Source organism: Nitrobacter sp. 62-13 (genome assembly GCF_001896955.1).
GTDB lineage: Bacteria > Pseudomonadota > Alphaproteobacteria > Rhizobiales > Xanthobacteraceae > Nitrobacter.
Genome location: NZ_MKRN01000197.1, coordinates 27,977 through 52,971, shown reverse-complemented (window position 1 = coordinate 52,971; position 24,995 = coordinate 27,977). Strand labels below are relative to the sequence as shown.

General features: G+C 62.1%; 21 protein-coding genes. 3 read left to right on the top strand and 18 right to left on the bottom strand.

The window, feature by feature from the left end:
• Positions 1–6: 6 nt before the first annotated feature.
• From BGN91_RS15280 to queC, 6 genes are all read right to left on the bottom strand, one after another.
• The gene (locus tag BGN91_RS15280; RefSeq protein WP_292614629.1) at positions 7–1,026 is read right to left on the bottom strand and encodes a TRAP transporter substrate-binding protein; all 1,020 of its coding nucleotides are present in this window, start codon (positions 1,024–1,026) and stop codon (positions 7–9) included.
• A gap of 371 nt (positions 1,027–1,397) precedes the next feature.
• A complete protein-coding gene (locus tag BGN91_RS15275) occupies positions 1,398–4,619 on the bottom strand; it encodes a CusA/CzcA family heavy metal efflux RND transporter (protein ID WP_292614572.1) in 3,222 nt (1,073 codons plus the stop codon).
• Positions 4,612–5,592: a divalent metal ion exporter adaptor subunit IhpB gene (ihpB, locus tag BGN91_RS15270; protein ID WP_292614570.1), complete on the bottom strand. Its 981-nt coding sequence runs from the start codon at positions 5,590–5,592 to the stop codon at positions 4,612–4,614. The genes BGN91_RS15275 and ihpB overlap by 8 nt, the downstream gene beginning before the upstream one ends.
• Positions 5,589–6,860, bottom strand: a complete 1,272-nt coding sequence (ihpA, locus tag BGN91_RS15265) for a divalent metal ion exporter subunit IhpA (RefSeq protein WP_292614568.1) — start codon at positions 6,858–6,860, stop codon at positions 5,589–5,591. The genes ihpB and ihpA overlap by 4 nt, the downstream gene beginning before the upstream one ends.
• A gap of 53 nt (positions 6,861–6,913) precedes the next feature.
• On the bottom strand, positions 6,914–7,210 hold the full coding sequence (locus BGN91_RS15260) for a hypothetical protein (RefSeq protein ID WP_292614566.1): 297 nt from the start codon (positions 7,208–7,210) through the stop codon (positions 6,914–6,916).
• A gap of 222 nt (positions 7,211–7,432) precedes the next feature.
• Positions 7,433–8,149 carry a 7-cyano-7-deazaguanine synthase QueC gene (gene queC / locus BGN91_RS15255; RefSeq protein WP_292614564.1) on the bottom strand — a complete coding sequence of 239 codons (717 nt, stop codon included), beginning with the start codon at positions 8,147–8,149 and terminating at the stop codon, positions 7,433–7,435.
• A 134-nt stretch (positions 8,150–8,283) separates the two neighbouring features.
• Here queC and mazG point away from each other — a divergent pair, with 134 nt between their 5' ends.
• On the top strand, positions 8,284–9,105 hold the full coding sequence (gene mazG, locus BGN91_RS15250; protein WP_292614563.1) for a nucleoside triphosphate pyrophosphohydrolase: 822 nt from the start codon (positions 8,284–8,286) through the stop codon (positions 9,103–9,105).
• A 23-nt stretch (positions 9,106–9,128) separates the two neighbouring features.
• On the opposite strand, the gene BGN91_RS15245 is transcribed toward mazG, so the two are convergent.
• The 9 genes from BGN91_RS15245 to dusB form a co-directional block, all read right to left on the bottom strand.
• Positions 9,129–10,571 carry an NAD-dependent succinate-semialdehyde dehydrogenase gene (locus BGN91_RS15245; RefSeq protein ID WP_292614561.1) on the bottom strand — a complete coding sequence of 481 codons (1,443 nt, stop codon included), beginning with the start codon at positions 10,569–10,571 and terminating at the stop codon, positions 9,129–9,131.
• 110 nt (positions 10,572–10,681) lie between these two features.
• A complete protein-coding gene (gene hflX / locus BGN91_RS15240; RefSeq protein WP_292614559.1) occupies positions 10,682–12,064 on the bottom strand; it encodes a GTPase HflX in 1,383 nt (460 codons plus the stop codon).
• 20 nt (positions 12,065–12,084) lie between these two features.
• Positions 12,085–12,333, bottom strand: coding sequence for an RNA chaperone Hfq (gene hfq / locus BGN91_RS15235; RefSeq protein ID WP_009797508.1), 249 nt, complete (start codon positions 12,331–12,333; stop codon positions 12,085–12,087).
• A 186-nt stretch (positions 12,334–12,519) separates the two neighbouring features.
• Positions 12,520–13,377, bottom strand: coding sequence for a D-amino-acid transaminase (locus BGN91_RS15230; RefSeq protein WP_292614554.1), 858 nt, complete (start codon positions 13,375–13,377; stop codon positions 12,520–12,522).
• The gene (locus BGN91_RS15225; RefSeq protein ID WP_292614552.1) at positions 13,378–14,748 is read right to left on the bottom strand and encodes a sigma-54 dependent transcriptional regulator; all 1,371 of its coding nucleotides are present in this window, start codon (positions 14,746–14,748) and stop codon (positions 13,378–13,380) included.
• A 17-nt stretch (positions 14,749–14,765) separates the two neighbouring features.
• Complete coding sequence (locus BGN91_RS15220; RefSeq protein ID WP_292614551.1) at positions 14,766–17,066, bottom strand: PAS domain-containing sensor histidine kinase; 2,301 nt, start codon at positions 17,064–17,066, stop codon at positions 14,766–14,768.
• 199 nt (positions 17,067–17,265) lie between these two features.
• Entirely contained in the window at positions 17,266–18,708 is a 1,443-nt protein-coding gene (gene ntrC / locus BGN91_RS15215; RefSeq protein ID WP_292614549.1) for a nitrogen regulation protein NR(I), read from the bottom strand.
• 9 nt (positions 18,709–18,717) lie between these two features.
• A complete protein-coding gene (locus tag BGN91_RS15210; RefSeq protein ID WP_292614547.1) occupies positions 18,718–19,890 on the bottom strand; it encodes a nitrogen regulation protein NR(II) in 1,173 nt (390 codons plus the stop codon).
• Entirely contained in the window at positions 19,887–20,930 is a 1,044-nt protein-coding gene (dusB, locus tag BGN91_RS15205) for a tRNA dihydrouridine synthase DusB (protein ID WP_292614545.1), read from the bottom strand. Before dusB ends, BGN91_RS15210 begins: the two co-directional genes overlap by 4 nt.
• A 227-nt stretch (positions 20,931–21,157) precedes the next feature.
• Between dusB and BGN91_RS15200 the strand changes: the two genes are divergently transcribed.
• Complete coding sequence (locus BGN91_RS15200) at positions 21,158–22,354, top strand: bifunctional 2-C-methyl-D-erythritol 4-phosphate cytidylyltransferase/2-C-methyl-D-erythritol 2,4-cyclodiphosphate synthase (protein WP_292614543.1); 1,197 nt, start codon at positions 21,158–21,160, stop codon at positions 22,352–22,354.
• A 1-nt stretch (position 22,355) separates the two neighbouring features.
• Positions 22,356–22,982 carry a CinA family protein gene (locus tag BGN91_RS15195; protein WP_292614541.1) on the top strand — a complete coding sequence of 209 codons (627 nt, stop codon included), beginning with the start codon at positions 22,356–22,358 and terminating at the stop codon, positions 22,980–22,982.
• An 11-nt stretch (positions 22,983–22,993) separates the two neighbouring features.
• On the opposite strand, the gene BGN91_RS15190 is transcribed toward BGN91_RS15195, so the two are convergent.
• Genes BGN91_RS15190 through lipA form a run of 3 tightly spaced genes read right to left on the bottom strand, consistent with a single transcriptional unit; the run spans position 22,994 to position 24,959 of the window.
• Positions 22,994–23,461 (bottom strand): type II toxin-antitoxin system RatA family toxin, encoded by a 468-nt coding sequence (locus BGN91_RS15190; protein WP_292614539.1) that lies wholly within the window; start codon positions 23,459–23,461, stop codon positions 22,994–22,996.
• Positions 23,461–23,988 (bottom strand): DNA topology modulation protein, encoded by a 528-nt coding sequence (locus tag BGN91_RS15185; protein WP_292614537.1) that lies wholly within the window; start codon positions 23,986–23,988, stop codon positions 23,461–23,463. The genes BGN91_RS15190 and BGN91_RS15185 overlap by 1 nt, the downstream gene beginning before the upstream one ends.
• A gap of 11 nt (positions 23,989–23,999) precedes the next feature.
• Positions 24,000–24,959, bottom strand: a complete 960-nt coding sequence (gene lipA, locus BGN91_RS15180; RefSeq protein ID WP_292614535.1) for a lipoyl synthase — start codon at positions 24,957–24,959, stop codon at positions 24,000–24,002.
• Positions 24,960–24,995 lie beyond the last annotated feature (36 nt).

Here is a 24,995-nt window from a genome sequence, read left to right as displayed (position 1 = left end):
CCGGCTTTATACGAGCTTGCCTACCGATTTTTCCAGCAGCGACCACGCCTGTTCGCCGTATTTTCCCTTCCATTCGGAATAGAAACCGGCGGATTGCAGCTTGTCGCGGAACGGGCCGAGTTCAGGCTGATTGAAGATCAGCCCCTTGGCGGTGAGGTCGGCACGGACCGTCGTATTCAGCTTCTCGATGTCCTCGCGTTCCTTGACCGCCGCTGCATTGATGTTCCTCGCGACGATAGCGCGGATGTCGACCGGCAGCGCTTCCCAGGCGCGGCGATTGGCCAGGAACCAGAAGCCGTCCCACATATGATTGGTCAGCGAGCAGTATTTTTGCACCTCATACAGCTTGGCGGCCGCGATCAGCGCGAGCGGATTTTCCTGACCTTCGACGATCTTTGTCTGCAAGGCCGAATAGACCTCGTTGAAATTGATCGAGGCGGGCGAAGCATCGAACGCCTTGAACATCGAGGTCCAGAGCGGCGAAACCGGCACGCGTATCTTGAATCCCTTGAAGTCGCCCGGCCCGTTGATCGGCCTGATCGACGACGTGGTCTGCCGGAATCCGTTGTCCCAGATCTTCTCCATCACGACGAGATTGGACTTGGTGATTTCGCCGCGGATATATGTGCCGAGTTCGCCATCCATCGCCTTCCAGACCGTCGCATAATCTGGAAACGCGAAGCCGATGCCGTTGATCGACGCTGCCGGCACCAGCGCCGCCAGGATCAGGCCCGACAAGGTGAAAAACTCAACGCCGCCGGAACGGATCTGGCTGAGCGCGTCGGTATCGGAACCGAGCTGGTTGCTGGGAAAAATCTGCAAATCGACCCGTCCGTCGGTCTCGGTCCTGATCGCCGCCGCCATTTCCTTGGCGCGGATGTTCAGCGGATGCGACTCCGGCAGATTGTTGGCGTACTTGTAAGAAAACTCGGCTTTCTGGGCGCGCGCCACGAATGGCGCTCCGACGCCGCCCTGGATAATCGTCGCCGCCGACGCCTTCAGCATTGTACGACGCGAAAGGCCCATCTGAACCGTCTCCTGATGTTTGTTGTTGGCCAGCACCCAACTCACGATACGACGTGCCGCGCTTGGTCATCACTTCGCGGTTTTTAGGTCAAGCTCTTCGCGCAATCGCAGGCCAAGATCTCCGTGCGGCGCTTATTCTGCAAGGGCTCATTTCCAGCACCGAATTGAAACGTTGATCTCAGCGCAGTTCGTATAAAAGTCAGCTAAGTCACTGCGATCTCTTATACAATAGATATTCCATACTATACCTTATGCGAATTACAGGCGAGTTTGGCTGCAGGACAGAAAGCCAGTTAGCGGTCCGATTGCCGACGGTTCCCTTTGTTGGACATTTCGAGGACGACGCATTGTTTCAGTTGTACTCCAACCGACTAGCCTGCAACCCCTGACGATGGCGCGGCTGCGGACAGATCGGACGCCGGCGCCGGCTCAGGGTCTTTGCGGAACAGAACATACAGCGCGGGCAACACCAGCAGCGTCAGGATCGTCGATGAGATGATGCCGCCGATCACGACGGTCGCCAAGGGTCGCTGTACTTCGGCGCCAGCACCGGTCGCGATGGCCATTGGAACGAACCCAAGGGATGCGACCAGCGCCGTCATCAGGACCGGCCGCAGCCGGGTCGAGGCGCCCTGATGGACCGCATCGAACACCGGCAGTCCCTCCCGCCGCAACCGTTCGATGAAAGCGATGATGACGATGCCGTTCAGCACTGCAACGCCGGACAGCGCGATGAAGCCGATGCCGGCGCTGATGGACAGCGGGATGCCGCGCAGCAGCAGCGCCAGAACGCCACCCGTAAGGGCCAACGGCACGCCGCTGAATACCAGCAGCGCATCGGCGAGCGATCCGAAGCTCATGAACAACAGCAGCAGCACGAGCGTCAGCGCGACCGGCACCACAATCGTCAAGCGTTTGGTTGCTGACACGAGTTGTTCGAACTGCCCTCCCCAGCCGATCCAATAGCCCGGCGGCAGCTTGACTTTCTCCGCAACCGCCCGCTGCGCATCGGCCACGAACGATCCGAGGTCGCGTTCGCGAACGTTGGCGGTGACAACGATGCGACGCTTGCCGTTTTCACGGCTGATCTGGTTCGGGCCCGGCGTGACCTCGACGGTTGCCACCGATGACAGCGGCACGTACCGCATCTGAAGCGCAGACGATGCCGCCAATGCGACCTTCGATCTCTTCACCGCTGGATTCTCGGCCGGAGGCAAGGGAATGGAGATGGCGCGGATCGACTCCAGACGGCCTCGAAGATTTTCGGGAAGACGGACCACGATGTCGAAACGTCGGTCGCCCTCGAACAGCTTGCCGACGCTTTTGCCGCCGATCGCAATCTCCACGACGTTCTGGACATCGGCAGTGCTGAGGCCGTAGCGCGACAATGCACGGCGGTCGAGCCTGACCGTCAGAATTGGAAGCCCGGCTACTTGCTCGACCTTGACGTCGGTTGCGCCGGGAACGCTCGTGATCGCGGATTGCACCTGTTTCGCCGCGCCCTGGAGAATATCCAAATCGTCACCGAAGATCTTAATGCCGACATCGCTGCGTACACCCGAAATCAGTTCATTGACCCGTAGCTGGATCGGCTGCGAGATTTCGTAGGCGCTCCCGGGAATCTCGTTCGCGGCTTTCTCGATTTCCTCCACCAGTTCGGATTTAGGCTTCGACGGGTTGGGCCACTCCTCGCGTGGCTTCAGCATGACGTAGCCGTCGGACATCGATGGCGGCATCGCATCGGTAGCGATCTCCGCGGTACCTGTCCGCGTGAAAAAATCCTTCACTTCCGGAATTTTCCTGATCCGGTTTTCCAGCGCCATCTGGAGGTCGAGCGACTGGGTCAGGCTGGTCCCGGGTATCCGGATCGCCGCAATGGCGATATCTCCCTCGTCAAGCGACGGAATGAATTCGCCGCCCATGCGCATCGCGGCCATGCCGCTTGCCAGCACGATGACGACAGCGCCCGATACGACCAGACTCCGATGCCGGATCGCACCATCGAGCAGCGGCACGTAGGCTCGCTTCGCCCCGCGCATGAAGAGGTTTTCCTTCCCCGAGACTTTGCCGGTCATCACAATCGCAACGGCCGCGGGAACGAAAGTGACGGAGAAAATTGCGGCGCCCAGCAATGCCATCAGCACGGTCAGCGCCATCGGCGTGAACATCTTGCCTTCGACGCCGGTGAGCGTCAGCACCGGCAGGTACACGACCGCGATGATCATGGTGCCGAACAGGCTCGGCTTGATCACCTCGCGGGACCCGTCGAGAATCGTCCGCAGACGTTCGTTGAGCGACAGACCCCGCCCCGCCCTGCGCTGCTCCTCGGCAAGAAGCCGCAGGCAATTCTCGACGATGATGACAGCGCCGTCGACGATGATGCCGAAATCGATAGCGCCGAGACTCATCAGGTTTGCGCTGACTCTCGCCTCGACCATCCCGGTGATGGTGAAAAGCATGGCAAGAGGAATCACGCACGCCGTCACGATTGCCGCTCGGATGTTGCCGAGGATGAGAAACAGCACGGCAATGACGAGAAGCGCCCCCTCGATCAGGTTCTTCTGCACGGTTCTAATGGTCGCATCGACCAGGTCGGTCCGGTCATAAACGGTTCGCGCGATCACACCGTCGGGAAGTGATCGTGCGATCTCGCCGAGCTTGGCCGCGACGCGGTTTGCAACCGCACGGCTGTTCTCGCCAATCAGCAGCATCGCCGTGCCTAAGACGGTCTCCTTGCCGTCCAGCGTGGCGGCTCCTGTCCGCAGGTCCTTGCCCTCCCGCACGTCGGCCACGTCGCGGATGCGGACGGGAATGCCTGCGCGCGAACCGATGACGATGTCCTGGATCTCGGTGATATTGGCGACCTGCCCCGGCGTGCGAACGAGATATTGTTCGCCGTTGCGCTCGATATAGCCCGCGCCAACGTTAGCGTTATTGGCCGCGAGAGCCGTCATCACGTCGCGGAATCCCAGATTGTAGGCCATCAGCCGACCCGGATCCGGCAACACATGAAACTGGCGTTCGTATCCGCCGATGGTGTTGACCTCGATTATGCCGGGAACGGTGCGCAGCTGCGGCTTGATGATCCAGTCCTGAATCGTGCGCAGCTCGCTCGGCGTGTATTCACTACCGCCGGGCGCTCTCGCACCCTGCCGAGCCTCAACGGTGTACATGAATATCTCACCGAGCCCGGTCGACACCGGCCCCATCGCGACCTCGACGCCGGGAGGCAACTGGTCCTTCACCTGCTGGATGCGCTCGTTGACAAGCTGCCGTGCGAAATAGATGTCGGTGCCATCGAGAAAGACGACCGTGACCTGGCTCAAGCCGTAGCGCGAACTCGATCGCGTATAATCAAGCTTCGGAAGACCGGCCATCGCCGTCTCGACCGGAAACGTGATGCGCTGTTCGGTTTCCAACGGGGAGTAGCCCGGCGCGCGCGTATTGATCTGCACCTGGACGTTGGTGATGTCCGGCACGGCATCGATCGGCAGCCGGGTGAAATTCCAGGCTCCGACCGCTCCGACGCCCAGGGCAAACAGGATCACCAGCCAGCGTTGACGGATTGAAAAGCCAAGGACGGCATCAATCATGCTGGGCCTCGCCTTTACCCATCTCCGCTTTCACGACGAAGCTGTTTTCCGCGACATAGGGTTCTCCCGCCGAAAGCCCCGCACGGATCTCTACGAACTTCGCATCGGATTCTCCAAGTTCGACCGGACGAGCCTCGATCTTGTCCCCGCCTTCCCGCACAAACACGACGGTCTTGTTTTCCAGCGTCTGTATCGCACCCACGCGAACGGCAACCGGCACGTCGCGTTTCGCCAGCACAAGCCGTGCGGTGACGAACAGTCCTGGGCGCAGGCGTCCATCGGAATTTGTCAGAACGATCCGGGCGATCGCCGTCTGAGTGTCGCTCGATCCGACCGGCGCGACGTAAGAGATGCGGCCCTTGATGTCAGCGCCACCGTCGTCCGGATCGATCAACACTTCGTCGCTGGTCCGGACGCGATTCAGATCCTGACGATAGATCGACAGATCGACCCAGATCGTCGACAGGTCAGCGACGACGAAGGACGGCTTCTGTTCCGAAGCATATTCGCCGAGCGAGATCTGGCGGTCGATCACGGTGCCGCTGATCGGCGCCTTCAGATCGTAGACGGTAAGGCTCTGGTTGCTTTCGATCGATGCAAGCTGATCATTCTTGGCGACGGTGTCACCGATCCGTTTGCTGATCGAGCGGACGATGCCCGGAAAACGCGGCGTCACCTGAACCACCGCCTCCTGGTTGGCGCGCAGCACGCCGTTGAAGGACAGTGTGTCGCTGAGCGTTGCCTTACCCGCTTCGGCGAGCACCGCACCGGCGGCCGCGAGCTTGACGTCGCTGATCAGAATGCGGTCGGCGCCATGCTCGTCCTGTTCGACATGGCCATTTGCAGCTCTCTCGCTCTGATGGTTTATTCGCGCAACCGGCGCAGTAGGTTTCGTCGATCCCATCGTGCAATAGACGATGGCTGTGATCGCGAGAGCCGCGGCAACCGCAATAACGATCGGAAGCGTTCTCATCTTGCGCTCTCCCGCGCCAGCGCAAACGGATTCCCCACCAATCCCTCGATGGTGGCGACGGCAACATGAAAATTCTGCTGGGCCTCCTGTTCGCGCAGGCGCGCCTGCGCGACGCTTGCCTGCGCATCGAGCACTTCGAGCAGCGTGAAGCGTCCCTGCCCGTATCCCTCGAAGATGGCGTCGGCTGCCTGCCGCGATTTCGGGATCGCCACATCGCGCAGCACTTTCAACTCGCGCAACGAGCCCTGCAGCGAATCGTAGGCGCGGCCGGCAAGCACGATCAGCGTGTTGCGATTGGTTTCGCGCTCCGCCCTCGTTTTCGCGAGGCTTTCCTGAGCGGACAGGATGTTGCCCTGGTTCTGGTCGAAAACCGGAATGGGAACGGACAATGAGAGCCTGACCGCGTCATCGCCGGTCGCGTCGTAATGACGCCAGCCGGCGCTAACGCGAACGTCCGGATAGGGCTTCAACCGGGCGATCAGCAGTTCGGCGTTGCGCTGCGCGTAGACGGCAGTCCAGCGCATCAGTTGCGGATTTGAATCGATCGCCGTCACGACAGCTCGAAAAGATGGAGGTCTCCCCAGATCATCCAGTCGCCCTGCAACCGCCGAAAATTTCGCAGCGGCGTCACCCATCAGCACCGCCAGTTCGCGCCGTGCGCTGGCGAGCGTCGAACTGACTCGCTCGCGATCCGCTTTCACCAGTGCGGACGCGACTTCCGCCCGGCCGATTTCGGCCGGTGACGAAGCGCCGGCGTCCACCCGCCGGTGCAGCAATGGCGCCAGCTTGTCGATCGCGGCGATCTGCTCGTCCAGAATTCGGATCCGGCGTTGCGCGCCAAGGACATTCAGAAAGGCGACGGCCGTCTCCGACAGAACCTCGAGGCGCACCGCCTTGCGCTGGATGGCGGCGGCCTCGACGCCGGCCTGCCCGACGGCAATTCGTGCATCGCGCTTTCCGAAAAGCTCGAAGAGCTGGCTGATCTGCAGCGTTGTTTCTGCCGATTTCGTCCCGCGATAACGCCCGGAGCCGAACGAATTGTCCTGCTCATAGGACAGTTCGGGATTGATCAGCGCGCCCGCCTGAATGCGCTGGCCGGTTGCGATTCCGACATCGCGCTCGGCGGCGGTCAGACGCGGGTTGGCGGCGAGCGCGCGTTGAAGCGCGGTCTTCAATGTGAGCGTTTGCGAGTGCGACGTTGCCGTCAGCCACGGGCTGACCAGCAGTGCAATCGCTCCCGCAAGACGCGCGGCGGATTTCGATAGCATGGAAGATCCTGACGAACGGCGGAATCAGGGCGTCAATGCGCCCGCGAACACGTTCAGGTCAGGCGTTTTGGTGGCGGAGTGTCGATGCCGGGCACGAGATCGGAGGCACGAGAAAGAACCCGTGGAAGCCCAGCAACCTCAGGTGCAATTGTGACGGCGAGCAACGGCGGACTGGGTAACGAAACAGGAAAGCAACCGTGACAGTGGTGTTCCGCGACCATTCCGGGGCCACTCGTATCCGTATGGTCCGGCGTCATCGCGACGACGATCCGGCCCCCGGGAGCGGTCACGTCGATGTCGAAGCATCGATGCAGGGCGCCGGACAACAAATAAGCCACGATCAGAAACATGACCGCGATCCTGCTGCGCGCGGCGCACAGGCGAACAGATCGATCGTTGATAGAAGTGAAGGTCAATGGCCTACTTCGTCCCAAGCCAGCGATGTTTGTCTAACACGCCCGCGCCTCTCGAGTCGACTGCAACACTATAACACGTCCGACGGGTCGCGAGGAGGATAGGCTGGTCGCTGCGCGGGAAAATGAGCTGCCGCCATGTCCGCCAGAAGAGTTTTCTCAAGCCGTCCGCGCCGCATATTCGCGCCAGCCTTTTGCGCGCAGGCGGCACGCCGGGCACTCGCCGCAGCCATAGCCCCAGTCGTGTCGCACGCCGCGTTCGCCGAGATAACAGGTATGCGAGTGCTCGCGGATCAGATCAATAAGTCCTGAACCGCCAAGTTCATGCGCAAGCGACCAGGTCGCTGCCTTGTCGAGCCACATCAGGGGTGTGTGCAGTTCGAACTGTTTGCCCATCCCGAGATTAAGCGCGGTTTGCAGCGCCTTGATGGTGTCGTCGCGGCAATCCGGATAGCCGGAGTAATCGGTCTCGCACATGCCGCCGACGATATCGGAGATACCGCGCCGGTAGGCCAGCGCCGCCGCGAAAGTCAGGAACACGAGATTGCGGCCGGGCACGAATGTATTGGGCAGTCCGTCCTCGCCCATTTCGATCGCGACGTTGCGGGTCAGCGCCGTGTCGGAAATCTCCGCGAGCGTCGGAACGGCAAGCGTATGGTTTTCGCCGAGCTTCCCGGTCCAGTCCGGATGCAACGACCTTATGCCCGCGAGCAGGTTATCGCGGCACTGGAGTTCGATGACGTGGCGCTGGCCGTAGTCGAAACCCAGCGTCTCGACCCGCGCGAAACGGCGCAGCGCCCAGGCGAGGCAGGTCGCGGAGTCCTGTCCTCCGGAAAACAGCACTAATGCGGTTCGAGAGTCCGACTGTTGGATCATGACGACGTCAATAGCACCCATCGCCTTTACGCGCCAATCAGTGGGGATTGCCTGCCTCATAATACGATTTTTGCTGGGAGCGCGCCGCGGCTTGCGGCATAGAGAAAGCGAACCTCCTCGATACCGGTGAGCCGATGTCCCCTTCCCGCGATATTTCACGCCTGATCGAAATCATGGCGCAACTGAGAACGCCCGGCACCGGCTGCCCGTGGGATCTGGAACAGACGTTCGCAACCATCGCGCCCTACACCATCGAAGAATCCTATGAGGTCGCGGAGGCGATCGCGCGTAATGATCTGGTCGATCTCTGCGACGAACTCGGCGATCTGCTGTTGCAGGTGGTCTTTCACGCGCGCATGGCGGAGGAGCAGGATGCTTTTTCATTCGGCGATGTGGTCGAAGCCATCACACGCAAGATGATCCGGCGGCACCCGCATGTCTTTCCCGACAGTTCAGGCGTCATCGCACCATCGGACGTGAAGGGAACATGGGAACGCATCAAGGCGGAAGAAAAGGCTGAACGCGCCGCGCGCAAACCGATGAAAGAAGCGCTCGCCTCTGGCCTGCTCGCGGGCATCAAGGCCGGACAGCCCGCGTTGGCGCGCGCAATAGCCTTGCAGTGGAAGGCTTCAACCGTCGGGTTCGACTGGAACGATCCCCGCGCCGTGCTCGCCAAAATCCGCGAGGAAGCCGACGAGATCGAAGCTGCGCTGGATCGCGGCGACAAAGCCGACATCGCGTCTGAGACCGGCGATCTGATGTTCGCGCTGGTCAATCTCGCGCGTCATGTCGACGCCGATCCTGAAATGGCGCTGCGCGGAGCGAACACGAAATTCGAGCGGCGCTTCGCCTATATCGAACAGACCCTTATCGCGAAGGGCCGCTCGCTGGAGGATGCGTCTCTCGCCGAGATGGACGCATTATGGAATGAGGCCAAAGCCCGGGAACAGGTTTAAGCATTCAGAGTGACGGGCCTCGCTCACACTCCCGTCTGGCTGATGAACTTGGTGATGAGGTAAGCCTCCATGGCCTCGATGCCACCCTCGGAGCCGTAGCCGGAATCCTTGACGCCTCCGAACGGGTTTTCCGGCAAAGCCAGACCGACGTTATTTATAGCCACCATGCCGCTCTCGATCTCTGCGCCAATCGCGGTCGCGGTCCTGGTCGAACTTGTGAAGGCGTAGGACGCGAGCCCATACGGCAGGCGGTTCGCCTCCTCTGCGGCTTCGTCGAAGGTCGAGAAGGGCGAGATCAACGCCAGCGGGCCGAAGGGCTCCTCGTTCATGGCGCGGGCATCCTTTGGCACGTCGGTCACGACCGTCGGCTCGAAAAAGTAACCCTTGTTGCCGATGCGATGTCCGCCGGCAGCGAGTTGGCCGCCCTTGCCGATCGCGTCCTGCACAAAGCCCTCGACTGCGGCGACGCGACGCGCGTTCGCCAACGAGCCCATCTTTGAATCGGCGTCGAGTCCGTTGCCGACCTTGATCGCCTTGGCGGCCTCCGTGAACTTGCCGACAAAATCCTTGTAGACCTTGTCCTGCACCAGAAGCCGTGTCGGCGCGATGCAGACCTGGCCGGCGTTGCGGAACTTGGCACCGGCGATGATCTTCACCGCGCCTGCGATATCGGCATCGTTGAACACGATGGCCGGCGCATGGCCGCCAAGCTCCATCGTCGCGCGCTTCATGTGCTGACCGGCGAGCGCGGCGAGTTGCTTGCCGACCGCTGTCGAGCCGGTGAAGGACATCTTCCTGATGACCGGATGCGGGATCAGATATTCGGAGATTTCGGCTGGCACGCCGAACACGAGATTGATGACTCCATCAGGCACGCCTGCATCGACGAACGCCCGCAGCAGTTCGGCCGGAGACGCCGGCGTCTCCTCTGGAGCCTTGACGATGATCGAGCAGCCGGCAGCAAGCGCGGCCGACAGCTTGCGGCAGACCTGATTGATCGGGAAATTCCACGGCGTGAAGGCAGCAACCGGTCCGACCGGCTCCTTGATCGCGATCTGGTAGATGCCGGGACCGCGCGCCGGAATCACCCGGCCATAGGCACGACGGGACTCTTCTGCGAACCATTCGATAACGTCGGCCGCCACCAGCGTCTCGATTCTGGCCTCGGCGAAAACCTTGCCCTGTTCCATCGTCATCAGCGTTGCGATGCTGTCGGCGCGCTCGCGCAGCAAGCCGGCCGCCTTTCGCATGATCTTGCCGCGCTCGAAAGGCGCGACCGCTCGCCAGACCTTGAAGCCCTTCTCGGCTGCGGCGAGAGCCTCATCGAGATCAGAGCGATCGGCGTGAGCTACCGTGCCGATCTGTTCCTCGGTAGCAGGGTTGAGCACGGCGAGGGTTTTTCCGGATGCACCGGGACGCCATTTGCCGTCGATCAGCAGCGATGTGTTCTGATAGCTCACGGGCATCTCCTGGGAGTTTCCTGCGATGATTTAGATCGCATCGAATAATGCGCCACCTTGCCGGTCAAGTCCGTCCAGCGCGGGCCGGCCTTGCGGGAGCGGCGGGACTACGCATCTCATCCAAGCGGGTGCGGTATCGCGGCGTAGCGGTTGACGAGAATGTCGCGCTTGGTCTCATCGACGCGGACGGTCATGTCGTAACGGCCGTCGCGCAGTTCCTTGGCGAGTACCTCGGAATTGCGGTGCAGCCAACTGATCGCCGCACCGTCGGAAGCATCGACCGACAGGTCCAGCGTGGTTCGGGTCGCCGCGAGACGGTCCTCGATCGCCGCCAGCAGCTTATCGAGTCCCTCGCCGGTTGCGGCGGAGACGAGGAAGCACGGCACTTCGGTCGAGCGGCGCGCCACGATGTTTTGCAGATTTTTGCGCTGATCCGCGTCGAAGCGATCGATCTTGTTCCAGACTTCGAGAATACGGACTCCGTGTTCCGGATCGATGCCGAGCTGACGCAGCACAGCCTCGACATCGTGCTGCTGCGCCTCCGCGTCTTCGTGCGAAATGTCGCGAACATGGAGAATAACATCCGCCTCCATCACCTCTTCCAGCGTCGCGCGAAACGCAGCGACAAGCTGGGTCGGCAGATTGGATATGAAGCCGACGGTGTCCGACAGCATGGCCTTGCCGCCATGCGGCAGCGTCAGCGCACGTAGCGTCGGATCGAGGGTCGCGAACAGCATGTCGGCGGCCTGGACGTCTGCGCGCGTCATCCGGTTGAACAGCGTCGACTTCCCGGCATTGGTATAACCGACCAGCGCGACCACGCGATAAGGCACGCGCTTCCGCCCGGCGCGATGCAGCCGCCGCGTCGCCTGCACCTTCTTCAGTTCGTTCTCCAGCCGCGTGATGCGGTCGCCGATCAGGCGGCGGTCGGCCTCGATCTGGGTTTCGCCGGGTCCCCCCATGAAGCCGAAACCGCCGCGCTGCCGTTCGAGATGGGTCCAGGACCGCACCAGGCGGCTGCGCTGGTAATTGAGGTGGGCAAGTTCGACCTGCAGCGCGCCCTCCTTCGTCTTGGCTCGGCGCCCGAAAATTTCGAGGATCAGGCCGGTCCGGTCGAGCACCTTCGTGCTCCAGGCTTTTTCCAGATTGCGCTGCTGGATCGGCGACAGCGCGCAATCCATCACCACGAGATCGGCGCCTTCGGCGGTGATCAGGCCGGTGAATTCCTCGACCTTGCCCTTGCCGAGATATGTCGCGGGTCTGATCTGGTTGACCGGCGCGATGATCGCCTTGGCAACCTCGAGATCGATCGCGCGCGCGAGGCCGGCAGCCTCATCCAGCCGGGCAGCGGTATCGCGCAGGGCATGTCCTCCCTGCGGCACGTCGGCATCAGTGCGCCGCATCCGCAGATAAGGGCCGATAACAATCGCCCGCCCGGTCGGTTTGCCCTGCATCGGCCCTGAACGGTCGATGCCCCCCTCGGGATGCCGGGGTTCCAATCAGGAAACTTTCATATTGCTCAAAGCGGAGCGTCCTCGCCGCCTTCGAATAACTGGATCGGAGCGCCCGGCATGATGGTCGAAATTGCGTGTTTGTAAACAAGCTGCGAATGACCGTCCCGCCTGAGCAACAGGCAGAAATTGTCGAACCAGGTGACAATTCCCTGCAGCTTGACTCCGTTCACCAGAAAGATGGTCAAGGGCGTCTTGGTCTTTCGAACGTGGTTGAGGAAGGTGTCCTGAAGGTTTTGTGCGCGGTCTATCGCCATTTTTATTATCCCGCAGTTTCGTTTTGTTCTTTTGGAACCGGACACAGCTCTCCCCGGAGCGTCTCCTGGCCGCCAGGACCCCTCTGAGATCCTCCTCGTGAGACCCGGCGCTTTTGATTAGAAGGCAGAGCATGAGGTTAGGCAAGCCGGTTCGGGCCGCGGGTTCGCCCGGATGGGCAAAAACAATCAGGAAAATGCTGAAAAGCGGTGAAATTCTTCCCGCAGCCGCCTGGCAACGGCGCCCGGGCGGCCATTTCCCACGATCTGACCGTCGATCGCCACGACGGGCATGACGATCTGTGAGGCCGAGGTGACGAAGGCCTCCGCGGCCTCGCGCGCTTCCGCCGGCGTGAACGGACGCTCCTCCAGCCTGATCTGAAGTGCTTCCATGACCTCCATGAGGACGGCCCGGGTGATGCCCGCCAGAATGCCGCTCTCGGCGGAACGGGTGACGACCCGGCCATCTTTCGTCACGATCCAGGCGTTGCTCGAGGCGCCCTCGGTGATGAATCCGTCGCTCCCGACGTACCAGGCCTCGTAAGCCCCCTTTTCACGCGCTTCCTGCTTTGCCAGCACATTGGGCAGCAGCGATACCGATTTGATGTCCACCCGGGGCCAGCGATTTTCGGGCACGGTGACGACCTTGATGCCGTTAGCAGCGGTTTGCTGGTTCTTCGCGTAGTTGAGCGGCCGCGCCGTTACGACGATGCTCGGCTTTACCGTAGTCGGCGGAAACGCATGATCGCGCCGCGCCACGCCACGGGTCACCTGCAGATAGACCAGCCCGTAGATCACGCGGTTGCGTCGCACGACCTCGCGCATGACGATGCCGAGCGCCGACAGGGGCATCGGCTCGGCGATCCGCAATTCGCGCAACGATCGCTGCAACCGCGCCATGTGCCGGGGAAAATCCACCAGCTTTCGTCCGCGCACTTCGCAGACTTCATAAACGCCATCCGCGAACTGATAGCCGCGATCCTCGACGTTGACGCAGGCGTCGCGCAGATTGCGATAGCGGCCGTTGACGTAAGCAATTCGCGACATCTAGCTGACGCCGAGCGCCTTGAGCTTGCGATGCAGCGCCGAGCGCTCCATGCCGACGAACTCCGCTGTCCGCGAGATATTGTTGGAGAAGCGGCTGATCTGGGCGATCAGATAGTCGCGCTCGAACACCTCGCGAGCCTCCCGCAGCGGCAGACCCATGATGTGCTCGCCGTTGATGCCGGTCGGCATCGCCGGAACCATCGAGCCGACATCCTGAGGCAGCATATCCGCGGTGATGATCACTTCCGGTCCGCCGCCGGCCAGGATCATCACGCGCTCGACGTTGTTCCGAAGCTGCCGGACATTGCCAGGCCAGATGTGGGATTGCAGTACGGCCATCGCGTCGTCGCCGATCCTGCGCTTGGGCAGCCCGCTCGCGGTAGAGATATGATCCATGAAAAATTCGATCAGCTCGGGAATGTCCTCGCGACGCTCGGAGAGCGGCGGAACCCGGATCGGCACGACCGACAGACGATGATAGAGATCCTCGCGGAAATGTCCCGCGGCGATCTCCTCCTCCAGATTTCGCGCCGTCGACGAAATGATGCGGACATCGACCTTGATCTTGTTCACCCCACCGGAGCGCTGGAAAGTCTGATCGACCAGAACGCGCATGATCTTGTTTTGAGTCTCGCGCGGCATATCGCCGATTTCGTCGATGAACAGCGTCCCGCCGTGCGCTTCTTCCAGCGCTCCTGTCTTGCGAGGCTGCTGGCCGTCGGTCTGTTCGATGCCGAACAGTTCGAATTCCATTCGCTCCGGCGTAATCGCCGCCGCGTTGATGACGACGAACGGTCCCTCCGAGCGGCTCGACTGATTGTGAAGCGTTCGCGCAGCCAGTTCCTTGCCGGACCCAGAGGGACCGACGATCAAGATCCGGCTGTTGGCCTTCGCTGCACGCTCGATAGTCTGCCGAAGCTGGTTCATGCAAGGCGAACGGCCGATAAGCGTACCGGCCGCCGGTGCGAGCTGCTTCAATTCCCTGACCTCGCGCTTGAGGCGCGAGGTTTCGAGCGCACGCGTCGCCACCAGAATCAAACGATCGGACTTGAACGGCTTTTCGATAAAATCATAGGCGCCGCGCTTGATCGCCGCGACGGCCGTTTCAATGTTGCCGTGGCCGGAGATCATGACCACCGGCATGTCGGGACTGTCCTGCTTGATCATTTCGAGCAGTTGCAGTCCGTCGAGCTTGCTTCCTTGCAGCCAGATATCGAGGAACACCATGTGCGGACGCCGGCTTGAAACCTCTGCAAGCGCCTCATCGCTGTTGCGCGCGGTTCGGGTCGTGAAACCCTCGTCTTCCAGGATGCCTGCAACGAGATCGCGAATATCCGCCTCGTCGTCCACTATCAGAATATCGTGTGCCATGGATTGGATCCGCCTCGTCAGTTGCCGCTTGCAACCTCTGCTTTCGTTTCATCGCCGGTCGACGTATCGGCGCTAGTCGCTCCGTCGCCCTCGTTGGTTTCACCTTTCGCGCGTCCGGACACCGCAAACCGCAATCGCATCCAGGCTCCGCGTGCTCCCGGTCTTATGGCGGAGGCGTCGTTGAGTTCGAGTTTTCCACCGTGATCTTCCAGCACGCGCCCCACGATCGCGAGGCCGAGACCGGTGCCCTTCTCGCGCGTGGTGACGTAGGGCTCCAGCAACCGCGCGCGTGCAACTTTCGGCAGGCCGATGCCGTTATCGATGACGTCGATAACGACGTCATCGCCCTCCTGCGCGGCAATAACGTCGATCCGTCCTTTTCCCAGTATTTCCGGGGGGACCGCGTCGATGGCCTCGGCCGCGTTCTTGATGATGTTGGTCAGCGCCTGAGAGATCAGTCGCCGGTCAAACTGGGCGCGCATCGGATCGTGTTTGATGTCGGCCTCGATGTCGATTTCGGGATGCCCGACTCGCATGAGGAACACCGCCTGACGTACCGTATCGGCGACGTCTTCTCCTTCCATCACCGGTTTCGGCATCCGCGCAAAACGCGAGAACTCGTCGACCATCCGCCTGATGTCCTCGACCTGGCGCACGATCGTATCGGTGCACTGCTCGAAGATCGGCTTGTCGTCGGTGATCACCTTGCCGAATTTGCGGCGGATGCGCTCGGCGGAAAGCTGGATCGGGGTCAACGGATTCTTGATCTCATGCGCGATCCGGCGGGCCACGTCGCCCCATGCTGACGTGCGCTGCGCGGTCACGAGTTCGGTGATGTCGTCCAGCGTGACGATATAGCTGTCGCGCGATTGACCGGTTTGCTCGGCGCTGACACGCACCGAAATGTTGCGCTCGTTACCGTCCCGGTTGATGGTGATCTGGCCCTGCACCAGCTGCTGGGTCCCTTCCCTCGCCGAGCGCATGAGATCGTTCAGCTCCGGAATCACTTCGGACAGCGGGTGCCCCAGCGTTTCCGATTCGGAATGGCCGATCAATTTCTCCGCCGAACGGTTGAGGACGCCAATGGTGTTGGCGCCGTCAACGCCGATGATGCCAGCGCTTGCCGACGACAGCACGGCCTCTATGAAGCGCCGCCGGCTGTCGATCAGGCCGCTCGCACTGACGAGTTCGTCGCGTTGAGTGCGCAGCTCGGCCGTCATCTTGTTGAAGGTTTCGCCGAGCCGGGCGAGATCTCCTTCAGATTTGAGGACGGGCACCTGTACGTTCAGGTCGCCGGTGGACACGACATTGGCTGCATTCATCAAGCGACGGACGGGCGCGACGAAGCGGTCGGCAAAATTCAGGCCCAGCAGAACCGACGCCATCAGGATCGTCAGCGCGATCACCGCGAACATCAGTGCGAACGCCACCTGGATGCCGAGGCGCCGGGCCTCGATCGTGGCGTATTCGGCCACGCTCGCCTCGGTCTGTTTCAGCTGCGCGACGACATGAGGATCGAGCAGGCGCGCCACATAAAGAAATTTATCGTCGAACGCACGAAGCCGGATGACGGCGGCGACATAGTTCGCCTCCGGAAAGACCGCGATCTGCGGTTCGTCCTCCCCGACGTCCTTGAGGAAATCCGGATTGGGCGTGGTGTAGGTCCGCTCGATGCCGGTTTGCGCAGACACCAGCGCATTCCCGTCCTTGTCAATGAGCATCGCGCCCGGCAGGTTGCGGGCCTTCGCGTTCGAGGTCAGGAGCTGCATGAATGTCGCTCGGTCCTGATCGTACAACGGCCGCGCGTTCGAGATATCGTTGGCCATGCCGATGATATCGCCACGGATGAGCTGAGCGTGCTCGTGCAGATAGGCATTGGCGACAATCAGCGAGTTCTGGATGACCTCCTTGGTCGGACCCGAAAACAGACGATCGAGGCCGCGATCGATGGTGATGTTGGCCACCACCGAGACCAGGACCGCCGGCAACACGGCGATCACCGAGAACAGGCTGACAATCTGGATATGAAGCTTCGCTGCGGCGCGACCGCGCCGGCGCGCCTGAACCACCTGCCAGACTTCGCGGGCGATGATGACGACGAGCAGAAGAATGGCGCCGGCGTCGATCAGCAGAAAGGTGACGACGACCCGGTGGGTCGGCTCGATCGGCGTGAGGCCGACCAGAACCACGAAGGTCAGGAAAGCAGACAATAGCGCGAGGCCGATCGCAACCGCGGCCAGCAGCCGACGCGGGGTCCAGCCGCGCGGCTCGGCAAATGACGGATCGTGGGATGGGCCCCGCGTGTCTGCGCTAGTCATCCTGGGAAAAGGTTTGAGCGTTCGAAGGATCGCTGGCTAATCCGGCCGATACCCGAGAGCGAACCTGATGCAATCCTACAACAATGTTGCGCAATTGAGACATTTCCGCGGCGCATTTCTTCGCGCCGGGTGGATAAGCTTTGGATAAGCGCCGATTCGACCTGAATCATAAGCGAAAATCGGCCGAATGCGGGCGCTGCTACCCGCCGGTCCGGTAAACTTGGATATCCAGATCGCGGATTTTCTTGCGCAGCGTATTGCGGTTCAAACCCAAAAGGTCGGCCGCCCGAATCTGATTGCCGCGGGTCGCCGCCAGAGCCGCAGTGAGGAGCGGGACCTCGATTTCCCGCAAGACGCGATGATACAGGCCCGGCGGCGGAACGCCGTTCGGGAAACCCGAGAAATGGGATGACAAGTACATCTCGACGGCCCCGCCGAGGCTGTCGACGCCCTGTCGCCCACTGCTTCCCGAGACAACGGGAGGCGACGCAAGTTCGCCATCGATCACGGCGCCGGTAATGACATCCTGCGGATAGAGCGCCGCGAGCCTGCGCGCCAGATTTTCCAGTTCGCGGACGTTGCCGGGCCAGCGATGGCGCTTCAGGCGCTCCAGCGCAAGGGCATCGAGCTTCTTGGGCGGCAGGCCATCCTTTTCGGCCAGGGCGAAGAAGTGCCGGATCAGATCCGGCAGGTCATCGATGCGTTCGCGCAATGGAGGCAAGCGCAGCGGCACCACATTGAGGCGGAAGAACAGGTCCTCGCGAAACAGGCCCTGCTGGATCAGGACACGAAGATCCTTGTTGCTGGCTGCGACGATGCGGACATCGGTCTTGATCGCAGTGCGTCCGCCGACAGCGGTGTATTCTCCCTGCTGCAGCACGCGCAGTAGACGCGTCTGCGCCTCCATCGGCATATCGCCGATTTCATCCAGGAACAGGGTCCCTCCTTCGGCCTGTTCGAAACGACCGGAGGCGCGGGTATTGGCGCCCGTGAAGGCGCCGCGCTCGTGGCCGAACAACTCCGATTCGATGAGGTCGCGGGGAATCGCCGCCATGTTGACGGCGACGAACGGACCATTGCGCCGCTTGCCGTATTCGTGAAGCGCGCGCGCCACCAGTTCCTTGCCGGTGCCGGACTCGCCGGAAATCATGACCGTCAGGTCGGTCTGCATTAGCCTCGCCAGCACGCGATAGATCTCCTGCATGGCCGGCGAACGTCCGATCAGCGGAATGGATTCGAATTCATTCTCGCTGCTGCGGCTGGCGGCGCGCTCCTTGGGCTCGGCGAGCGCGCGGCCGACGATCGCGACCAGTTCCTTGAGGTCGAAAGGCTTCGGAAGATATTCATAGGCACCACGCTCGGAGGCACGGATCGCAGTCATGAACGTGTTTTGCGCGCTCATCACAATGACCGGCAGGTTCGGCCGCATCTTCTTGATGCGCGGAAGCAGGTCGAAGGCGTTCTCGTCCGGCATCACGACGTCAGTGATGACGATATCCCCCTCGCCCTGGCTGACCCACCGCCACAGCGTCGCCGCGTTGCCCGTGAGGCGCACTTCATATCCAGCGCGCGACAAGGCCTGATTGAGCACGGTGCGGATGGCCGCGTCATCGTCTGCCACCAGTATGTGGGCTGCGGGCATGTTTCGTCCTCATCCTGGATCGCGTGAGGCGTTTGATGGCATTTCCGGCGCGTCGGCGGCGACTGGCCGGTGTTTTGGGCTTTTGTCGAACATCGGAAGCAGGATGCGGAAGGTGGTTTTGCGAGGCTGGGAATCGCACTCGACGATGCCACCGTGATCGCGGACGATCTTGGCGACCAGCGCGAGTCCGAGCCCGCTGCCGGCCGGCTTCGTGGTTACAAATGGATCAAACAGGTTGGGCAACAGGTCCTCGGCTACGCCGACGCCGTTGTCCTTGACACAAAACTCCAACGGAAGCGACACACGTGACTTGTTGCCGGGCACCGACAGACGGAGGCCGGGACGGAACGCGGTCGTGAACTGGATCTCTCCATCGCCTCCGAGATCGGCGACGGCTTCGGCGGCATTCTTGACGAGATTCAGAAAGACCTGAATCAGTTGATCCCGATCGGCGAGAACCGGCGGCAGCGACGGATCGTAGTCCACGATAAACCTGACGTTCCGCGCAAACCCGGACTGCGCGAGCCGTTTGACATGATCCAGCACCGAGTGGATGTTGACCGGACCTCGCGTCACCGGCCGTTCGTCGCCGAACACTTCCATGCTGTCGACGAGCGTCACGATGCGGTCGGCTTCGTCGCAGATCAGGCGGGTCAGCATCCGGTCTTCCGACGATGCTCCCTGCTCGAGAAGCTGCGCAGCTCCGCGAATGCCGGACAGTGGATTCTTGATTTCGTGCGCGAGCATGGCCGCGAGCGCCGTCACCGAACGCGCCGCGCTGCGATGGGTCAACTGCCGATCCATCTTGTCGGCCATGGTGCGTTCCTGAATCATCACCACGACGTAGCCGGGCCGTTCCGTCAGCGGCGCGACGTGCAGGTCGACCTGGCGGTCGCGGCCGATCCGCGGCGTGCCGAGATCGACCCTGAATTCGTTCACTGGCGAACCGGCGTTCCGCACCTGATCGATCAGCGGAAGCAGCGGACTGCCGAACGGGACGACCTCCTTCAGCGGCTGCCGCTGCAGGAACTGCGCCGACATTTCGAAGAAAGACTCCGCGGCCGCGTTGGCTTCGACGATCCGGTCGTCAGGCGCGACCAGCAGCACCGGATTTGGGAGCGCGTTGAGAACAGCCTCGCCGTCGGATGGCGCCGTCCGCGCGCGTTCCGCAAGCGACGTCATGCTGCGGCGCTCCATGCAAAATCCTCGAATGCATCCACAAGAGAGCGTTGCACGCCAGCCGGATCGTCGGCCGTTAAAATTTTTCCGCGCCACGTCTTGAGGACGGATGTGGAAACGTTTCCACTTGCGGCCGCGATCCCGAGCGCCCAGCCGAGATGTTTTCGCGCATGACGAAGCCCGATGCGAAGGCCGTAGTGCCGAAGCAGATCGTCATAAAGCGCGCGGATATACGCCAACTGGTTGGCGAGCGACGGCTGCGGTTCGGCGATACCTGTTTCGAGCCGGCGTCCGATCTGGCCCGGCATCCATGGCTGGCCCTGCGCGCCGCGCCCCACCATCACGGCATCGGCGCTCGATTCCTCCAGCGCTGCGACGGCTGCTTCGAACGAGGTAATGTCACCGTTGACCACGACGGGAATGCGAACCGCCTGTTTCACCGCCCGCACCGCCTGCCAGTCGGCGCAACCCTTGTAGAACTGGCACCGCGTGCGGCCGTGAACCGTAATCATCTGCACGCCGGCGGATTCGGCGCGGTGTGCGAGCGCCGGCGCATTGAGCGAGCGATCGTCCCACCCGAGCCGCATCTTGAGCGTGACCGGCACTTTCACAGCGCCGACCGTCGCCTCGATCAACCGCAAGGCATGATCGAGATCGCGCATCAGCGCCGAACCCGACTGGCCGCCTGTTACGTGGCGGGCGGGACAACCCATGTTGATGTCGATGATATCGGCGCCCGCCGCCTCGGCGATCCGCGCGCCTTCCGCCATCCAGTGCGTCTCGCAGCCCGCGAGCTGAACGACGTGCGGTCCGCCGCCGGTTGCTTCGCAGCGGAGCACAGACATGGGGCGCCCGCGAACGAGATCGTCGCTGGCGGTCATCTCGGAGACGACGAGGCCCGCTCCGAGCGATTCCGCAAGACGTCGAAACGGCCGGTCGGTAATGCCCGACATCGGCGCGAGAAGAACCCGGGTTGCGATCGGGATAGTTCCGATCCTGAGCGGCTTTTGATCTGGTGCGGGGCGGGTCGGGTTGGATGTCATAAGCTCTTGGAGCCGTCGCAGCCGCCCTCAAACTGTCGATTATTTGGGCAAAGATATCTAATGCCTACAGTTTAGCCAATTCCTCGCATGTTGCAAGTGCAATGCAACACAAATATTCGGTGACGACCCCTTGAGGAATCTGCTGATTTTGTTCCGAGCATGGTAAGGGCAGTGACCTTGAACGGATTCCTGTCCTCCTCATAACCCTCTTCGTGCTCGTCAATTCAATGCCGACCTCACAACGAACGGCCGCCATCATTGTTGCAGCAGGGCGCGGACTTCGCGCCGGTGCCGGCGGCCCCAAGCAATACCGGACCGTCGGCGGACGGACCGTGATTTCGCGAGCCATGGAGGCGTTCTGCGATCACCCGGACGTCTTCGCGGTCCAGCCGGTGCTGAACCCCGATGATATCGAAATGTTCAATCAGGCCGTCGCCGGGTTTCGCTACCGGCCCCCGGCGAATGGCGGCGCCACGCGCCAGGCGTCCGTCCATGCCGGCCTCGAGGCGCTGGCCGCCGACGCGCCGGACATCGTGCTGATTCACGATGCCGCCCGGCCATTCGCGACGCAGGCGCTTATCAGGCGCGCGATCGACGCCGCCAACATCACCGGCGCGGCGGTGCCCGTCATTCCCGTGACCGACACCATCAAGCAGGTCGACGCGTCCGGCGCCGTCAACGCGACGCCGGATCGCGCAATGTTGCGGATAGCGCAGACGCCGCAGGCGTTCCGTTTCGATGTGATTCTCGACGCGCATCGCCGCGCGGCGCGCGATGGTCGCGACGATTTCACCGACGACGCCGCGCTGGCAGAATGGGTGGGATTGACGGTTGCGACATTTGAAGGTGATGCTGCCAACATGAAACTGACGACTCCGGAAGATTTCGTGCGCGAGGAAGCGCGCCTCGCAGCGGCGCTCGGCGACATCAGGACCGGCACCGGCTACGACGTCCACGCCTTCGGCGACGGCGACCATCTCATGCTGTGCGGTGTGAAGGTGCCGCATAATCGCGGCTTTCTCGCTCACTCCGATGGCGACGTCGGCCTGCACGCGTTGGTCGATGCCATTCTCGGCGCGCTCGCGGATGGCGACATCGGCTCGCATTTCCCTCCGAGCGATCCGCAGTGGAAAGGCGCAGCTTCCGACAAATTTCTCAAGTACGCCATCGAGCGCGTCGTGGCGCGCGGCGGCCGCGTCGCTCATCTCGAAGTCACGATGATCTGCGAGCGACCCAAGATCGGCCCCTTGCGCGAGACGATGCGCGCGCGCATTTCGGAAATTACAGGTGTGGCGATGTCGCGAGTCGCCGTGAAGGCGACCACCAGCGAACGTCTTGGTTTCACCGGTCGCGAAGAAGGAATCGCTGCGACCGCCAGCGCGACCATTCGCCTGCCCTGGAACGAAAAAAGCGGGAGCGCCTGACATGAGCGGCAGCGACATTCGCGCCATGTCGCGTTCGCTGCTTGATCTTTGCCGGATGCGCAAGCTCACCATCGCAACGGCCGAATCCTGCACCGGCGGATTGGTTTCCGGCGCGCTGACCGAGATTCCCGGCTCCTCCGACGTGATCGATCGAGGTTTCGTCACTTATTCCAACGACGCCAAGCGCGCGATGCTGGGCGTCAAGGCCAGCACGCTCGACAGTTTTGGCGCGGTCAGCAAGGAAACCGCAACCGCCATGGCGATCGGCGCGCTTGAGCGCGCCGGCACCGATCTCGCCGTCGCCATCACCGGAATTGCAGGGCCAGGAGGCGCGACGCCGGGCAAGCCCGTGGGCCTTGTTCATTTCGCGGCCGCGGCACGGGACGGTCGCCTGACTCATCGCGAATGCCGCTTCGGCGCGATCGGCCGCAGTTCGGTGCGGCAACGTTCAGTCGTTGAAGCTCTGCGGATGTTGATGGAACTGGCGCGTGGTCCGAAGCCACCCACAAAAGTCCGGCGCGAAAGCGCGAGCCGCTTGCGGCCGCGGGCGGCGCGAGCGCCGCTGCGTCGCGCGGCCGAGCGGCGCCGGACTACACGGCCGCTGAAGCCTTCTCCAAAGAAAACCTGAGACGACGCCCTTTATTTCGCGACATGCGGTGCGCCGTAAATGACATGCGCACGCTTTTCAAATGCCGACGCGAAGCGCTGGAACGCAGCATCGAACATCGCACCCATCAGCATCGCCAGCATCCGGCTTTTGAAATCGTAGCTGATGAAGAACCCGACGTCACAGGCCTGATCCGCCTTCGGATCGAAGGTCCAGCGGTTTTCCATATGGCTGAACGGCCCCCGGAGATATTCGACAAGGATTTTGAGGTTCGGCCGATCGAGCGTCACCTTGCTTGTGAAAGTCTCGCGCACCAGCTTGAACGATACGGTCATATCGGCAACCACAACTTCCGTGCCGTCGGCCGCGGGCGTGCGCTGCCGCACCTTCAGCGACTGACACAGCGGCACGAACTCCGGATAGCGTTCGACATCGGCGACAAGATCGAACATCTGTTCCGAACTGTATCCCACACGGCGCTTGCTGGAGAACGTCGGCATCAGTGAACGCTCCCTGATGCGGAAAGATCATGCAGATAACGATCCGCATCAGACCGGTGCGTGAATCGCATCAGAGTCTGATCGGAGCGTAAGCCTTCAAGAAAATCTGCCAGCCGCGGCCGCTGTTTCCGACGAAAGGTCCAGACATAATGGAGGAATCTGGCATCAAATCTTTCCGGACATGCCGGCGCCATCTCCGGCCTCCCTCGTCCGTAGCTGGTCGTGATTCTGATCATGACGCCAATCATACAGGTCCTGCACGGCAGATCGAACCAGATCGTCGTGTCGGCGAGATCCCGCCGCAAGCTGCCGGCATGCGAGAGATAGTTGCCGTCCATGATCCAGCGCGGCGCATTCGCCGCATCGGTCACGCGCGCATCGAATTCGGCGGCCTCGGACGGCATCCATCCGGGCTTCCAGTACAGGGCGTCCAGAGAGATCGCGGGAATACCCGTGATCGCCGCGAGTTTGCGCGCGAACGTGGATTTGCCGGCCCCTGACGATCCCATGACGAGGATGCGCTGCATAAAACGCGCGACTAGCGCACCAGCGCGGCGCGCGCGGCCTGCAGCTTGGCGAAATCCTCGCCGGCGTGATGCGACGAGCGCGTCAGCGGGCTCGCCGACACCATCAGGAAGCCCTTGGTGTAAGCGACGGTCTCGTAGCCGGAAAACTCTTCCGGCGTCACATAGCGCATCACGGCATGATGTTTGCGGGTCGGCTGCAGGTACTGCCCGACGGTGAGAAAATCGACATCGGCCGAGCGCAGATCGTCCATCACCTGCAAGACTTCGTGACGCTCCTCGCCGAGCCCGACCATGATTCCCGACTTGGTGAAGATCGTCGGATCGATCTCCTTCACCCGCTGCAAGAGGCGGATGGAGTGAAAATAGCGCGCTCCCGGCCGCACCGTCAGGTAGCGCGACGGCACGGTTTCGAGGTTGTGGTTGAAGACGTCCGGCTTCGCCGCCACGACTTTCTCAAGCGCTCCGTCCTTGCGCAAAAAATCCGGCGTCAGGATTTCGATGGTCGTCGCAGGGCAGCGCTCGCGGATCGCGCGAATGGTCTGCGCGAAATGTTCCGCGCCGCCGTCATCGAGGTCGTCGCGATCGACCGATGTGACGACGACGTGCGCCAGCCCAAGCTTTCGCGTCGCTTCGGCCACATATTCGGGTTCGGACGATTCGAGCGCACCGGGCATTCCGGTCTTGACGTTGCAGAAAGCGCAGGCGCGCGTGCAGGTGTCGCCCATGATCATGAAGGTGGCGTGCTTCTTGTCCCAGCACTCGCCGATATTCGGACAGCCCGCCTCCTCGCAGACCGTGACAAGGCCATTCTCCTTGACGATCCGGCGCGTATCCGCATAGCCGCGCGTGTTCGGCGCACGCACGCGAATCCAGTCCGGCTTCGGCGGCGACACCGCATCGGGCCGGTTGACCTTTTCCGGATGGCGCGGCCTGACGGGATTGGCGGAAACAGTATCGAGGACGACAACCATGAATGATCCGCTTTGCAGGAAACTTTAGGTAATCCG